This window comes from Leucobacter sp. NPDC015123, from assembly GCF_043080205.1.
GTDB classification, from domain to species: domain Bacteria; phylum Actinomycetota; class Actinomycetes; order Actinomycetales; family Microbacteriaceae; genus Leucobacter; species Leucobacter aridicollis_A.
The window spans coordinates 213,097-227,647 of sequence record NZ_JBIBVH010000005.1; the positions used below are offsets into that span (position 1 = coordinate 213,097).

Annotated in this window: 11 protein-coding genes; 5 read left to right on the plus strand and 6 right to left on the minus strand. The window is 65.1% G+C overall.

All coding sequences use genetic code 11. The features are described from left to right. Positions 1-43 precede the first annotated feature (43 nt). Positions 44-1,156, plus strand: coding sequence for a ferrochelatase (locus tag ACF07D_RS11600; protein WP_391505008.1), 1,113 nt, complete (start codon positions 44-46; stop codon positions 1,154-1,156). Positions 1,157-1,170: 14 nt separating this feature from the next. Further along, positions 1,171-1,899 (plus strand): hydrogen peroxide-dependent heme synthase, encoded by a 729-nt coding sequence (gene hemQ / locus ACF07D_RS11605; RefSeq protein ID WP_391505009.1) that lies wholly within the window; start codon positions 1,171-1,173, stop codon positions 1,897-1,899. A gap of 106 nt (positions 1,900-2,005) precedes the next feature. On the opposite strand, the gene ACF07D_RS11610 is transcribed toward hemQ, so the two are convergent. Further along, positions 2,006-4,045, minus strand: a complete 2,040-nt coding sequence (locus tag ACF07D_RS11610; protein ID WP_391505010.1) for a hypothetical protein — start codon at positions 4,043-4,045, stop codon at positions 2,006-2,008. Positions 4,046-4,444: 399 nt separating this feature from the next. Next, the gene (locus tag ACF07D_RS11615; protein WP_391505011.1) at positions 4,445-5,104 is read right to left on the minus strand and encodes a fasciclin domain-containing protein; all 660 of its coding nucleotides are present in this window, start codon (positions 5,102-5,104) and stop codon (positions 4,445-4,447) included. A 213-nt stretch (positions 5,105-5,317) separates the two neighbouring features. Between ACF07D_RS11615 and ACF07D_RS11620 the strand changes: the two genes are divergently transcribed. The 3 genes from ACF07D_RS11620 to ACF07D_RS11630 all read left to right on the plus strand — a co-directional run bounded on the left by ACF07D_RS11620 (position 5,318) and on the right by ACF07D_RS11630 (position 8,566). Beyond that, positions 5,318-7,045, plus strand: coding sequence for a cytochrome c biogenesis protein DipZ (locus tag ACF07D_RS11620; protein WP_391505012.1), 1,728 nt, complete (start codon positions 5,318-5,320; stop codon positions 7,043-7,045). Between the two features lie 97 nt (positions 7,046-7,142). Next, positions 7,143-7,742 (plus strand): sigma-70 family RNA polymerase sigma factor, encoded by a 600-nt coding sequence (locus ACF07D_RS11625; protein WP_391505013.1) that lies wholly within the window; start codon positions 7,143-7,145, stop codon positions 7,740-7,742. Beyond that, positions 7,739-8,566 (plus strand): anti-sigma factor domain-containing protein, encoded by an 828-nt coding sequence (locus ACF07D_RS11630; RefSeq protein WP_391505014.1) that lies wholly within the window; start codon positions 7,739-7,741, stop codon positions 8,564-8,566. The genes ACF07D_RS11625 and ACF07D_RS11630 overlap by 4 nt, the downstream gene beginning before the upstream one ends. 49 nt (positions 8,567-8,615) lie before the next feature. Here ACF07D_RS11630 and ACF07D_RS11635 read toward each other — a convergent pair whose 3' ends face one another. The 4 genes from ACF07D_RS11635 to kdpB are packed head-to-tail and all read right to left on the minus strand — an operon-like array spanning position 8,616 to position 14,549. Continuing rightward, a complete protein-coding gene (locus ACF07D_RS11635) occupies positions 8,616-9,299 on the minus strand; it encodes a response regulator (protein ID WP_119284668.1) in 684 nt (227 codons plus the stop codon). Further along, positions 9,296-11,791: an ATP-binding protein gene (locus tag ACF07D_RS11640; RefSeq protein ID WP_255808178.1), complete on the minus strand. Its 2,496-nt coding sequence runs from the start codon at positions 11,789-11,791 to the stop codon at positions 9,296-9,298. The genes ACF07D_RS11635 and ACF07D_RS11640 overlap by 4 nt, the downstream gene beginning before the upstream one ends. A gap of 2 nt (positions 11,792-11,793) precedes the next feature. Then, positions 11,794-12,408, minus strand: a complete 615-nt coding sequence (kdpC, locus tag ACF07D_RS11645; protein ID WP_391505015.1) for a K(+)-transporting ATPase subunit C — start codon at positions 12,406-12,408, stop codon at positions 11,794-11,796. 23 nt (positions 12,409-12,431) lie between these two features. Beyond that, positions 12,432-14,549: a potassium-transporting ATPase subunit KdpB gene (kdpB, locus tag ACF07D_RS11650; RefSeq protein ID WP_391505016.1), complete on the minus strand. Its 2,118-nt coding sequence runs from the start codon at positions 14,547-14,549 to the stop codon at positions 12,432-12,434. Positions 14,550-14,551 lie beyond the last annotated feature (2 nt).

Below are 14,551 nucleotides of genomic sequence, written 5' to 3' on the forward strand. Positions count from 1 at the left end.
TTTCACATCAGACGTTCAGGTTCGGTCGAATAGCGTACGGAGCGTGACTGAGAATTCGCCCGCCGCACTCGCGGCTCCTTACGATGCCCTGCTCCTCTGCTCCTTTGGCGGCCCCAACGGGCCCGACGACGTGCTTCCGTTCTTGCGCAATGTCACCGTTGGCAAGAACATCCCGGAGGACCGACTCGTCGAAGTGGGTGAGCACTACGGGCACTTCGAGGGCAAGAGTCCGATCAACGAGCAAAACCTTGACCTGTTGCGGGCGCTGCAGGTCGAGCTCGAACGCCGCGGCATCGAACTGCCGGTCGTCTGGGGCAACCGAAACTGGCACCCGTACACAGTCGACACTCTTCGCGATGCTGTTGCGTTTGGCGCGAAGCGCGTACTCACCATCGTCACGAGCGCCTACGCCTCGTACTCGGGGAGCCGCCAGTACCGCGAGCACCTCGCTGCGGCGGTCGCCGATCTCGGTGACGCGGCCCCAGAGATTGATATCGTTCGACCGTTCTTCAATGACCCGGGCTTCGTCGCCGCAAACGCAGACGCAATTGCGGAAGCCGCGGTGAAGCTCGACGGCGGTCTCGCCGGCGCCCACGTCGTCTACGTCACCCACTCGATCCCGGACACGATGCAGGACGCGTCGGCCGAGACCGGACCCGGGTACCGTGAGCAGCACGAGGATGTGCTTGCGACGATCAACGCGCTTCTCGCTGGCGATGTCGCGCCGGCATTCGAATCCTCGCTCGCGTACTGCTCGCGTTCAGGCGACCCGCGGACCCCGTGGCTCGAACCTGACGTCAACGATCACCTCGAAGAGCTTGCAAAACAGGGCGTGCGCAAGGTTGTTATCGCCCCGATCGGTTTCATATCCGACCACATGGAGGTCGCATTCGACCTCGACACCGAGGCGATGGAGACAGCTGGCGAACTCGGGATTCAGGCCGTCAGAGCCGACACGGTCGGAGTGCGAGACAAGTTCGTGTCCGGCCTCGTCGACCTCGTCGTCGAGCGTGCCGCCCGTGAGCGGGGCGAGGACGCCAGGCCAGTGACCGTCGGGGAGTACCCGGCGCTGCCAGACGTCGCCCCACCCGGGAGCTGCCGTATGCGCCACGGCGAGGTGACAGGCATTCCTGTGCTCGCCGGGGCCGAGGATTAACCGAAGGAGAGATCGTGACCGAGACTGTTCGCCCTGTCATTGACCACAGCGCAATTGCCGAGTCCATCAACGAGGCGGTGAACTACACAATGTTCGCGGTGTTCCGCGAGGAGCGCGCCGCCGCCGCAGTGGCGAATCCCGCGGCAGCGGTCTCTGCGACTGTCGCGGCGCTGGCTGCGGTCGACGGACTGAGCGTCCGCGGATGGTACGACGTCGCCGGCTTCCGCGCGGACGCCGACGTGCTCGTCTGGCTCCACGCCCCCTCGACCGAGGCACTACAAGCGGGCTACCGTGCGATCCTCACTGGCGCAGGCGGCAGACTCGCACCTGTGTGGTCGAACATCGGTGTGCACCGCGCAGCCGAGTTCAACAGGGCACACATCCCCGCCTTTCTTGCGGGTGAGACCCCGGGCGATTACCTCTGCGTGTACCCGTTCGTGCGCAGCCGCGAATGGTATCTGCTGCCAGACGAGGAGCGCTCGAAGATGCTCCGGGAGCACGGTGCAGCGGCGCGTGACTACGGAGACGTGCTCGCGAACACTGTCGCGTCGTTCGCGCTCGGCGACTACGAGTGGCTGCTCGCGTTCGAGTCGGCCGACCTGACGCGCATCGTGGACTTGATGCGTGAGCTTCGCGCGACAGAGGCCCGTCGCCATGTGATCGAAGAGACGCCGTTCTTCACTGGTCCGCGTGTCGAGCCCGAGATCCTGCTCGATCGCGTGCTCGGGGGCACCGCCGAGTAGCGTCGCCGCACCGAGCTCTCGAATGGGTCAGGCCGTCGTGGGGGCGGGCTGACCCATTCGAGTTGTGCGGGGCCTAGCTGTTTGCAGCCGGCCCCGCACTTGCGATCTAGGCTGTCGTGCGGCGCCTCCGCGCGAGGAGCCACATCGCGCCCGCGGCGACGAGGGCCGCGCCAACTGCCAGGCTGATCGGTACGCTAGAGCCGCTCTGTGCCAGCGCGTTAGCGCCGCCTTTCGGGGTCTGATGAGTGCCCGAGCCGTCGCCGCCAGTGCCGGGGGCCGTCGGGCCGGTGGGGGCGGGGTTCGTGGGATCTGGATCGGTGGGATCTGGATCGGTGGGGTCTGGATCGGTGGGATCTGGATCCGGAACCTCAGCGAGCTCAACCTGCGCCGCCGCCAAGGCGGTGACTGCCGTGCCGTCGGGTGCGACCCCGACCACAGAGACGGAGTTCGCAGCCGTGAGGTCCGCGAGATGTGCCTCGGTCAATGGCGTGACGATCTCGACCCGCGTCGACTCGCCCACCTCAAGGTCACCGACCGCGACGGTCTTAGCCACGCCGCCAGTGTCACCCTCAAACACCGCGGCGACGTCAGCGAGCGGCGTATTGCCTGGATTGGTGATCGTCGCTTCCCACGTCACGCCCGCGCCGAGTGCGGTCACCTCAGGAGCCGTCCCGGTGAGCGTTGTTGCGACAGCGGGCGCTGCATCGGCCGCAACAACGGCGTCAACGATCGCACTGTCGCCCCTGCCGGCCTCGCTGTACGCGCTCACGCGGAAGTCGTACGCGCCGGGTGCGAGACCGTCGATCACCGCAGTGGTGCTGAGGCTGACGTCTCGTTCGATTGCCTGCCAGGTCGCCCCGCCGTCGTGAGAGCGCTCGATGACGTAGTCGAGTACGGGCGCCTGACCGTAGGTAGTTTCAACCGCATCCCATGACAGCTCGACGGTTCCCGCGGCGGCACCAGTCTTGCCGGCGAGCCCGGACACTGGCGAGGGGCTCTCCGCGAGAATGCGGAGGCTGTGTTCGCCTTTCGCTGTCATCACGATCCAGCCCTCCTCCGTGATCGCGAGATCGCGCGCCGAGGTATACGGCACGTCACGCACCTGCACGTCTGCGACGTACTCGCCGGCGTGCGTGAACCTCTGCACGGGGCCGCTCTGCGGAATCGTGTACAGGCCATTCGCTGGTCCGATGACCGTGTTGTACATCATGACCCCCGGGAAGCTCAGCGCGCCGTCTTCCGCGAACGTGTGGTCGAGCTGCCAGTCGGATCCGTCGTCGGTGAGGGTCCATCGCTGCACCATGCCAGCGGCGGGGGTCCTGTCGTACCCGAGGTCGGTTGTGTAGATTGACAGGCCGTCCGTGGACACTCCGTAGATGTCGCTCAGCCCGCCTGGCCCGTTGGTCGCGGCGGGGTTGGGGAATGCCCCGGCAGTCTGGCCCTCGCCGGTGAGCCGGTGGAGCGGTTCGCCGTCTGGCACTGAAAAGACACTGACGACGTTGCAACCTTCGTAGGGTGCGTAGAGCTTGTCGTCGAGCACCGCAAAGTAGGGTCCCCATGCCAGCTCGCCCTCGGCGAGCTGGGTGCATCCCTGGTCGCCGCCGACGCCAGCGTTGCCGATGACCGTGTGGCCCTCGTCGTAGAACAGGATTGTGCCCGTCGGTGTCGAGACGTTGCCGTTGGTGTCTGAGACGGCGATGCCGCCGCCAGGGAGGGCCTCGATGCCGCGCGGCTCTGCCCACGGCTCGGTGCCGCCAGCCGGATTGTCGCGGTCGGAATCTCGATTGGCGTAGTGCAGTGGGGCGTTCCAGCCGGCGCCAAGGTACCCGGTTCCATCCGCGTACTCGCCGTTGCCGAGGTAATCGCCGGCGTTCGGGTCGAGCGTTCCCGGCCGGTACTCGGTGATGCCGCGCGATGCGCCGTCGGTGACTGCGTACCAGATGCTCCCGGCATCGTCGATTGTGACGCCGTAGATGTTCGGAATCGTCTCGAGGCTGTCGCCGATGAGCCCGTACTCGCCGCTCCCTTCGGCCTTGCCGTCGGGGAGCGGGTCCTGCACCGCCTGCGCGGCACCGGGTGCGATCGCGAGTGTGGAGGCTGCAAGCGTCGCAGCAAGGAAGCCTCCGAGGCGGGTGGAGTGTGGCATGCGTGATCCTTCGAGTTCGTTGTCTCGCGTCGGTTGTAATCGACGACGGCACGGCTACGCGGTGCTTGAAGAGCGTAAATCTAGTGCGTCGTCTCACTGCATGGCAGGTGGAGTTTTCGGCAACATTTGTGATATTGGGGCTGTCGCTTGAGTAGTCCAAACCTGGAATCCGGCGCCCCAATGCGGCGTCACTGAGCAGTTTGATGCTCAGTCATGGCGATCGACGCTAACCGAGGGCTCAGGGGAATGGCTGGTACTTCGCTGGCCCCGCACTCACGCAGCCAACGCTCACTTCCACTGGCTGGGCTGGCGAAACGACGAACCGAAAACGCCGGTGAGGCCACGGAAAGTCGTGGCCTCACCGGCGTCGCCCAACGGCTGTCGAGAAGGGCTTCCCCGCTACTTCTCGGTCGCCGGAGGCAGGAGAACGCTGTCAACGAGATAGACGACAGCGTTGGCGGTCTGTACGCCGCCACAGATCACGTTTGCGTCGTTCACCTTCAAAGCGTCGCCCTCGCCAGTCACCGTGAGTTCGGCACCGTTGACTGTTGTGTGCGTGCCGGCGATGTCGGCTGGCTCGATCTGGCCGGGCACTACGTGGTAGGTGAGGATTGACGAGAGCATCTCACTGTCGGTCTTCAGCGTGTCGATCGTTGCCGAATCGACCTTGGCAAAAGCGTCGTCAACGGGAGCGAACACCGTGAACTCGTCGCTGTTCAGCGTGTCGACGAGGTCGACGTCAGGGTTCAGGCCGCCGCTCACTGCGGCGACGAGCGTGGTGAGCAAGGGATTATTCGACGCCGCAACGGCGACTGGATCCTGAGACATGCCGACAATTGAGCCCGCGCCGGACGGCACTGCTTCGGCGTATGCGGCGCAGCCGGTTCCGACGAGATTCGCAGCGGGATCCACTTGCTGCTCGGTCTCACTCGGCCCCGACTGTTCGGTCGACGGGGCCTTCTCTGGCTCCGCTGAATCCATCGAGCATCCGGTGAGCGCTGCGGCCGCGACGAGCGTGAGTGCGAACGCAGTGCCGAGAGTCTTCTTCTTGGTGAACATGGGTTGCTCCTTCGAACGTTGTTCCGCGGATTTTCGCGGCTTATTGGGTTCTTCGGAGTCGCCCGATCATCGGATTGGAAATTGTGAAAAGAATTTTTTCGTCGGTGCGAAAGGGCTAGCAGCAATCCGCGTAGTCCGTGGCTCCGAACACCTCTGTGACAACTCACTTCACGGCGACGTCTCGCGTCACAGAGACAGAAAGGGGAGCGGCTCATGGACACAGTGCTTATTGGACTACTCGGCGGGCTCATCACGGGAATATCACCGTGCATCCTCCCGGTACTCCCAGTGATCTTCCTCACAGCCGGCGCAACGCAGGCAGGTCCTGGCAAGGCGCCTGTGGTCATTCCCGCCAAACGCAGCAGGCCATTCTGGATCATTGGTGGACTCGTGTTGAGTTTTTCCGTGGTCACCCTGATTGGTTCCCTGCTGCTCGGCCTGCTCCACATCCCGCCGACCGCCATTCGGTGGGTGGGCGTTGCGGTGCTGTTGGTTATCGGAGTAGGGATGCTGTTTCCAGGGTTCGAGCAACTGCTTGAGAAGCCGTTTCAGCGGTTGCCGCGTCGCAAGGTCGGCGATGGCGGAAACGGATTTGGTATGGGGCTCGCCCTCGGCACGGTGTTTGTGCCGTGCGCCGGGCCGGTGCTTGCCGCGATCATCGTCGCGGGAGCCACAGGTTCGATCGGCCCAGACACGGTTCTTCTTACGGTGTCGTTTGCGATTGGCGTCGCAGTGCCGTTACTCGTGTTTGCGCTCGCGGGGAGTAGCGTCGCGCAGCGAATTCGGGGCTTTAGGCGACGCGAACGCGGCATCCGGATCGCCGGCGGGATCGCGCTGATCGCGCTTGCCGCTGGTCTCGCGTTCGATGTGCCGCAGGCGCTCCAGCGTCTCGTGCCGGACTACACGGCTGGGCTCCAACAACAGCTCGCCGGAAGCGACGCCGCCGAGCGCACGCTCAGTCTGGGTGGCTTGGTCACTGATGAGAACCGGGAGCTTGACAACTGTGCAGCCAACGCCGAGGAGCTTCGCTCGTGCGGTACCGCGCCAGCGCTCTCCGGCATCGAGGCGTGGCTGAACACTGAGGGCGGGGCTCCGGTCGACCTCGACGACCTCCGGGGTAACGTTGTGCTCGTCGACTTCTGGGCCTACTCGTGCATCAACTGCCAACGCTCGATCCCGCACGTTGTCGCGTGGGATCGGGCCTACCGTGATGCTGGGTTGCGGGTGATTGGCGTGCACTCGCCCGAGTACGCGTTCGAGAAGGACGCTAGCAACGTTGAGGCTGGGGCGAACAAATTTGAGATCGAGTACCCGGTCGCCCTCGACAACAGTCTTGCGACCTGGACCAAATACCGTAACCGCTATTGGCCGGCCCACTACCTGATCGACGCCACGGGTACGGTGCGCCACATTTCGTTTGGTGAAGGAAACTACGAGACCACCGAACGCTTAATCCGCGAGCTACTCGTTGAAGCAGATTCCGATGTCGATCTCCCGGCCACCACCAACACGAGCGACGTCACGCCCGAGAACGGGAGCACCACCCCCGAGACATTCCTCGGTTCTGCAAAAGACCACAACTACGCAGGGGCTGGCAGGTACGGGCCGGGCGAGGGAACGTTCGATTTTCCGGCCAAACAGGGCCCGGACACGTTCGCCCTTGCAGGTGCATGGGACGTCCAGACCCAATACGCGACACCGCTATCGAACGCGGGTGAGCCCGCGGCCGTGCGGCTCAACTACCGCGGGTCAGAGGTGAGGGTGGTTGTGGCTGGGGACGGCGAACTCACAGTCACGCTCCCAGGTGGTGGCGTTCGGACAGTCGCTGTTGGTGGTACTCCGCAGTCCTATCGCTTGGTTGAACCCGGCGATGCTTCGGAAGGGGCACTTGAACTGCAGGTCCCGACGGGTATTGAGGTCTACTCATTCACGTTTGGGTAGCGCTCGTGCGAGCGCTTGCGTCAACGAACACGCGGAGCAGTTGCTCGCGAGGCGACTCGCAGGGTCACACAGCACGACGAACGGAGGTGAATGCGTCATGCTAGGGGAGATGGTGATCGACGGAGTGGAAGTATCGGAGGACGGCGAGCGCGCCGATCCTGCCGATGACGCGCTCGTGCGGGCAGCAGCCGGCGACGGAGAGGCCTTCGCTGCACTGTACGACATGCTCTCCGGGAGAGTCTTCCGCTTGATACTTCGCGTGCTCGTTGACAGGGCGTTGAGCGAAGAAGTCTTGCAAGACGTGTTCCTTGAGGTGTGGCAGGGAGCGACATCGTTTGATCCTGAGCGTGGGCATGCACGCGCGTGGGTGCTGACCATAGCGCATCGACGGGCTGTAGACCGGGTGCGTGCGGTGCAGGCGTCGCGTCGCCGAGATCTTCTTGCCGGCGCCAGGGAGCAAGCGAGTTCGGGCCCGGTTGTCGAGGAGGAGGTCGAGCTCTTGATTGACGGTTCAGCGGCCGTCGCTGGGCTTTCCGAATTGCCAGAGGCTCAACGGCAGGCGCTCGTGCTCGCTTACTTTGGTGGGTACACCCAGAGTGAGATCGCGGTGCTGCTTGCCACGCCGCTTGGAACGATCAAGACCCGGTTGAGAGACGGGCTGACGAGACTGAGAACAGTATTGGAGGTGGCGCCATGAACGAACAAGAGTTCCGAGTGCTCTCCGCGGGGCGCGCGCTACACGCGCTCTCACCCGACGAGGAGCAGGCCTTTGCGGCCGCGCTCGCCGCGAACCCAGGCTGGAGCGAGATCGTTGATGCGGACCGCGAGGTTGCAGCGGCGCTCGGTGAAGCGGCCGCAGACGCTGGCGCTGGCACGGTCGAACCGTCGCAGGCCTCGCGGAACGCTATCCTCGCTGCGATTGCGGGCCTTCCGCAAGACCCCGCATCTGGAGAAAACCACGGCGATAGGCGTGCAAGCGAACACGACGACCGTGATGGGCGGACGGCCGAGGCATTGCCTGAGCCTGAGCGTCGTGTTCGCGACGAGTTCGCTCCTCGGCCAACTCGACGGTGGGCAGGCTGGTTTGCCCTCGCCGCGTCAATTGCAGTGCTGGCCACGTTGAGCCTCACACCGTTTGCGCGAGACCTTTTTCTCCCGAACGACCCAGTTGCGCTCGCGCTTGAGCAGATCGCTGATGCCCCGGACGCAGCCGTCGCGACTGCGACCTTCGGGGAATCGGGCGAGGCGAGCGTACATTGGTCGGACTCTGCGCAAACAGCGGTGTTCGTGGCCGAGGGACTGCCAAGTCTCGACGACCAGCGGGACTTTGAGCTGTGGATCGTGCGGGGGGAAACCCCTATCTCGCTCGGCGTCGTGCATGCTGACGGCGACAGCGACACTGCCATGATCGCGACGGGATTTCGGCCCGGCGATGCAGTCGCCGTGACGGTGGAAGCGCGGGGCGGTTCTCCGACCGGGGCGCCGACGAGCGATCCGATCCTCGTCGTGGCGTCCGCCTAGGCGTAGTCGCCGGCTCTCTCACTGCGGCCCTCGGCCCGCGGGCGAGGGGTTACTCCGAGAGCCGGTATCCCATGCCGGGCTCGGTGAGAATATGCACGGGATGAGCTGGGTCATCCTCTATCTTCTTGCGCAGCTGCGAGACGTACAGCCTGAGATACCCGGTGTCCTCGGCATGTTCGGTGCCCCAGATGCTGGTGAGGAGTGTGTGTCGAGTCACGAGCTTCCCCATGTTGCGGATGAGGATGTCAATCACCTGCCACTCCGTGGGCGTGAGCTTGATCTGTTTGTCGCCCGTTGGGGTCTCGCGCACGATGCTGTGCGCCGCGAGGTCGACGGTGACCGCGCCGAGCCGCGCGGTGGGTGCGGCCTCGCCCTGTGGGCTGCGCCTGGTGAGTGCCCTGATGCGCGCGAGCAGTTCTCCAACCGAGAATGGTTTCGTGACGTAGTCGTCGGCGCCAGCGTCGAGCGCTTCGATCTTGTCGTCGGCTCCTGCCCGACCCGAAACGACAAGTATGGGGGCGTGTGACCACCCGCGAAAGGCTTGGATCACTGCGAGCCCATCGAGCTGCGGCATGCCGAGGTCGAGCACCAACAGATCCGGGTCGTGATCGATTGCCACCGCAATCGCATCCTTCCCGTCGGCCGCAGTAACAACTTCGTAGCCCTTCGCTGTGAGCGTGATTCGCAGTGCGCGCAGGATCTGTGGGTCGTCGTCAGCGATGAGGATCTTCATGCAGTGTGTCCTTCGGGGCGTGTGAGTGCAACGACCATTGTGAGGCCCCCTCCCGGTGTCTCTTCTGGTGTGAGAGTACCTCCCATCGCCTCGACGAAGCCACGCGAGAGCGCAAGCCCAAGGCCGAGCCCTGTTTCGTTGTCTGTGTCCCCGAGGCGCTGGAACGGGACGAAGATGTCTTCGAGCCGGTCACGGGGTACACCTGGACCGTGATCGATAATACGAATCTCGAGCACATCGCCGAAGACGCTCGTGCTGACGATGATGCTCGAGCCTGCGGGAGAGTGCCGCAGTGCGTTCGCCAAGAGGTTCACGATCACGCGCTGCAGCAGCACAGGGTCGGCATTCGCGCGGCCTTCGCCGTGACCGAGGGCGAGACGAACCTCACTGGGGCCGAGTCCAAGCTCGTCGAGTGCGGGGGCAATCGCTTCTGCTGGGTCGGTCGGGAGGTTCGCGATGCTGAGTACGCCGCCCTGCAGACGGCTCACGTCGAGGAGATCGGTGAGCAGCGTACCGAGGGCTCCGAGGCTCTCCTCGGCGGTGTCGAGCAGCTCGGCGCGGTCTTCGAACGTGAGCCTGGCGCCCGCAGCCCGGAGCCCGCCGACGGCTGCAGTCGCGGCAGCGAGTGGGCGACGGAGGTCATGGCTGAGGGCGGTGAGCAGCGCGCCGCGTACACGGTCGGATGCCGCAATCGGACCGATCTCTCGGGCGGTTTCCTCGAGCTCCTGGCGGGCGAGGGCCGCCGAGAGCTGTGCGACGACGACTGAGAGCAGACGCTGCTCGCCAGCGGCGAGCGGCTGGCCGTAGAGTTCCAGCCAGGCGTGCTCTCCGAGCGCCGCCCGGGTGCGCTTGTCGCCGTCGATGACTGCGCCCGAGGCTGCAACTATCCGCCCGGTGCCCTCGTGCACGACTCGCACGGCCTCGAGCTGAAACGCTTCGCGGGTGCGATCGGCGAGTGCCTGTGCGGCGTCGTCACCGCGGAGGACACTGCCCGCGATGGTTTGGATCAGTTCTGATTCTGCAGCCGATCGGCGGGCGGCCCTCGTATGGCGGGCAGCGCGATCGACGATGAAGCTGACGAGGCTCGCAATAATCACGTACAGGCCGAGCGACAGCAAGTGCAGCGGCTCGTGAATGTGCACAGTGAAGATCGGTTCGATGAAGAAATAGTCGAGGGTGAGCCCCGAAAGCACGGCGGCGAAGAGGGCAGGCCAGATCCCGCCGACGAGTGCAACGATGACAGTCAGCAGCTGATAGCTCAGCACGTCTGCGGTGATCGAATCGGGGCTGCGTGAGAGCGTGAGGAAGTATGTGAGAACGGGTCCGCCGACGAGCGCGACGACGAAGCCGAGGATTCGTCGACGCGCCGTGAGCGCGCCAGTGAGTGGCGGCAGTGCGAACCGGCGGGCCGCGGCCGAATGATTGACCATGTGGACGTCGATTTCACCCGACTCCCGCACCACCGTCGCGCCGATCCCTGGACCAGTGAGGGCGGCGGCGAACCTGCCGCGGCGGCTCGCTCCGAGCACGAGCTGTGTCGCGTTCACGGACCTGGCGAATTCGACGAGCGCCGTCGGCACGTCTTCGCCGACGACCTGATGGTAGCTGCCGTTGAGCTTCTCCACGAGCGCGCGCTGGTTCGCGAGCACGTCGGGCGCGGCACTCCTGAGCCCGTCTTGACTCGTGACGTGTACCGCGAGCAGCTCGCCGCCAGATGACCTCGCGGCGATCCGTGCACCGCGACGCAAGAGGGTGTCGCCCTCGGGGCCGCCAGTCAGCGCGACGACAACGCGCTCACGTGCCTCCCACGTGCCGTCAATCCCGTGCTCGGCGCGGTAGCCGCGGAGCGCCTGGTCAACCTCGTCTGCGAGCCACACGAGCGCGAGTTCGCGAAGCGCGGTGAGGTTGCCGAGCCTGAAGTAGTGCGAGAGCGCGGCGTCGATACGTTCGGCCGGGTAGACGTAGCCGTCGGCCAACCTGTCACGGAGCGACTGTGGCGCGAGGTCGACGAGCTCGAGTTCGTCCGCTCCCCGGAGGAAGCTGTCTGGCACCGTCTCCTGTTGTGGAACTCCGGTGATCTGTTCGACAACATCGTTCAATGACTCGATGTGCTGCACATTGAGCGTTGAGATGACGTCGATGCCCGCCGCGAGGAGTTCTGCGACATCTTGCCAGCGCTTCTCGTTGGCAGCCCCGGGAGCGTTTGTGTGCGCGAGTTCGTCGACGAGAGCGATCTCGGGCCGCCGTTCGAGTACCGCGGCGAGGTCCATCTCGTCGAGGGAAACGCCGCGGTGGCTGAGACGCGCTCGGGAAATGTGGGGGAGGCCTTCGGTGAGTGCGGCGGTCGCTGCGCGTCCGTGAGATTCGACGATGGCGACGACGACGTCGCGCCCGTCGGCGAGGAGACGTCTTCCCTCTTCGAGCATCGAGAAGGTCTTTCCCACGCCGGGGGCGGCGCCGAGAAAGACCCGCAGCCGCCCTCGCTTGTCCATGCTCACCTCCGCAACTGTTCGAGCGCCAGATTCAACTCGAGTACGTTCACCCTACTCTCGCCAAGGAAGCCGAGGTCTGGGGCCTGCGTGTGGGCGCGTACGAGGTTTTGAACCTCGCTTCGATCGAGTCCGCGTGCGTCCGCGACTCGGCTGATCTGCACGGCGGCGTAGTCGGCGCTGATATGAGGATCCAGGCCGGAGGAGGACGCTGTCACGGCGTCGGCCGGGACCTCGGACTCCGTGACCCCATTGAACCTCGCAACTGCAGCCCGTCGTTCGGCGATTGCCGCGACGAGGTCGGGGTTTTCGGGCCCAAGGTTTGAACCGGAGGACGCGGCGCCGTCGTAGCCGTCGCCGGCTGCGGATGGGCGGGGCTGGAAGAACTGCGGATCGGGTTCGCCGCTTTCAGTGAGGAACTGCTGCCCGAGGTGGGCCGATCCGACAACCTCGCCGGTTGCGTTGGCTCGCAGCGAGCCGTTTGCCTGCCACGGGAACGCGAGCTGGCCGATGCCGGTGAGTGCGAGCGGGTAGGCGATGCCGAGCAGGAGGGTGAAGATCACCATCGCGCGAATCGCGACCCACAGTGTGCGGCGGGTGGTGCGTGGTGCGGCATTCATTGTGTGTGCCTCTTTCTGATGGGTTAGAACCCGGGGATGAGTCGGACGAGTTGGTCGATGAGCCAGATCCCGACGAAGGGGGCGACGACACCGCCGAGCCCGTATACCGTGAGGTTGCGGCCGAGAATGCTCGCGGCAGTGCCTGGCCTGTACTTCACCCCGCGCAGCGCGAGCGGAATGAGAAACACGATCACGATGGCGTTGAAGATGATTGCGGAGAGCACGGCGGATGCCGCCGAGTGCAGGCCCATGATGTTCAGCGCGGCGAGGCCGGGGAAGATCCCCATGAACATCGCGGGAATGATCGCGAAGTACTTCGCGATGTCGTTCGCGATCGAGAACGTTGTGAGCGCGCCACGGGTGATGAGCAGCTGCTTGCCGATGCGGACGATATCGATGAGCTTCGACGGGTCGGAGTCTAGGTCAACCATGTTGCCAGCCTCTTTGGCCGCCGAGGTCCCCGAGTTCATGGCGACGCCGACGTCTGCCTGCGCGAGTGCGGGGGCATCGTTCGTGCCGTCTCCGGTCATCGCGACGAGGTTGCCGCCCGCCTGTTCTGCGCGAATGTAGGCGAGCTTGTCTTCGGGAGTTGCCTCGGCGAGAAAGTCGTCGACGCCAGCTTCGCGCGAGATCGCGGCCGCGGTGAGTGCGTTGTCGCCGGTGATCATGACTGTTCGGATCCCCATTGCACGCAGCTCGCGAAACTTCTCCGGGAGCCCCTCCTTCACGACGTCCTTGAGATGAACAACGCCGAGGAGCTTCCGCTCGGAACCGGCACGCGTGGCGACGACGAGCGGCGTGCCGCCGCTCTCAGAAACCTCGGCGATGCGTTGCTGGAGCTCGGCCGACCGTTGCGGAGGGAGCGGGGCGCCGCCATCTTCGAGCCACGCAAGCACTGCGGAGCCGGCGCCCTTACGGATCTCTGTGCCGTCTGGGAGGTTGAGCCCCGACATTCGGGTCTGCGCGGTGAACGGCACGATCTCACCCGTGGTGTTCGTGTCGTACGTCGCCCCGAGTGTGTTGGCGAGTTCGACGATCGAGCTTCCCTCCGGGGTGGGGTCTGCGAGCGACGACAGCGCTGCTGCGGCAATGAGTTCGGTGTCTGCGATTCCGAGGAGGGGGATGAAATTGCTTGCTCGGCGGTTGCCGTATGTGATGGTGCCTGTCTTGTCGAGGAGCAGCGTGGTGACGTCGCCAGCCGCCTCAACCGCGCGCCCCGATGTGGCGAGCACGTTGCGCTGCACGAGCCTGTCCATGCCGGCGATGCCGACGGCGCTGAGGAGCGCGCCGATTGTTGTGGGGATGAGGCAGACAAGCAGTGCGGTGAGCACTGCAAGGCTGACAGGTGCGGCGGCGTACGACGCAATCGGGTTGAGCGTGAGCACGACGATCACGAACACGATTGACAGGCTCGCGAGCAGGATGTTGAGGGCGATCTCGTTCGGAGTCTTCTGTCGCGCGGCGCCCTCGACGAGGGCGATCATCCTGTCGACGAAGGTGTCGCCAGGCTGTGAGGTGATTCGCACGACGATGCGGTCAGAGAGCACCCGGGTGCCGCCTGTGACAGCGGACCTGTCGCCGCCCGACTCGCGCACGACCGGTGCAGACTCTCCGGTGATCGCCGACTCATCGACGGAGGCGATGCCCCAAACAATGTCACCGTCGCCAGGGATCAGCTCGCCAGCGACAACCACGACTGTGTCGCCGATGCGCAGCTCGGAGGAGGCGGCCGGGGTCACTGCCGAGTCGGCAGCAGCGGGGTCGGAATCGGGGGTGTACTGGTCGACGCGGTTCGCCGTGGTGCTCGTCCGCGTCTTACGGAGCGATTCAGCTTGCGCCTTGCCGCGGCCCTCGGCGACCGACTCGGCAATGTTCGCGAAGAACACTGTCAACCACAGCCACACGGCGATCGCCGCCGTGAATGAGACTGGCACCGAGCTGCCGCCTGAATCAGATGGGCCTCCGAGGAATGGCTCGGCGAGCGCGAGTGCGGTCGTGAGCGCGGCGCCGACCCAGACGATAAACATCACTGGGTTGCGCCACTGCTGAATCGGGTCGAGCTTTCGCAGCGCCCCGGGGAGTGCGTGGCTGAGCTGGGCGAGCGAGAACCCGCTGCGGGTGGGGAGAGTGTGCGTTGACATGG

Bases quoted from the DNA above. Each gene is read 5' to 3' on its own strand.
- ACF07D_RS11610 (WP_391505010.1), bottom strand. From the start codon at position 4,045: ATGCCACACTCCACCCGCCTCGGAGGCTTCCTTGCTGCGACGCTTGCA.
- ACF07D_RS11615 (WP_391505011.1), bottom strand. From the start codon at position 5,104: ATGTTCACCAAGAAGAAGACTCTCGGCACTGCGTTCGCACTCACGCTC.
- ACF07D_RS11620 (WP_391505012.1), top strand. From the start codon at position 5,318: ATGGACACAGTGCTTATTGGACTACTCGGCGGGCTCATCACGGGAATA.
- ACF07D_RS11625 (WP_391505013.1), top strand. From the start codon at position 7,143: ATGCTAGGGGAGATGGTGATCGACGGAGTGGAAGTATCGGAGGACGGC.
- ACF07D_RS11630 (WP_391505014.1), top strand. From the start codon at position 7,739: ATGAACGAACAAGAGTTCCGAGTGCTCTCCGCGGGGCGCGCGCTACAC.
- ACF07D_RS11635 (WP_119284668.1), bottom strand. From the start codon at position 9,299: ATGAAGATCCTCATCGCTGACGACGACCCACAGATCCTGCGCGCACTG.
- ACF07D_RS11640 (WP_255808178.1), bottom strand. From the start codon at position 11,791: ATGGACAAGCGAGGGCGGCTGCGGGTCTTTCTCGGCGCCGCCCCCGGC.
- kdpC (WP_391505015.1), bottom strand. From the start codon at position 12,408: ATGAATGCCGCACCACGCACCACCCGCCGCACACTGTGGGTCGCGATT.
- kdpB (WP_391505016.1), bottom strand. From the start codon at position 14,549: ATGTCAACGCACACTCTCCCCACCCGCAGCGGGTTCTCGCTCGCCCAG.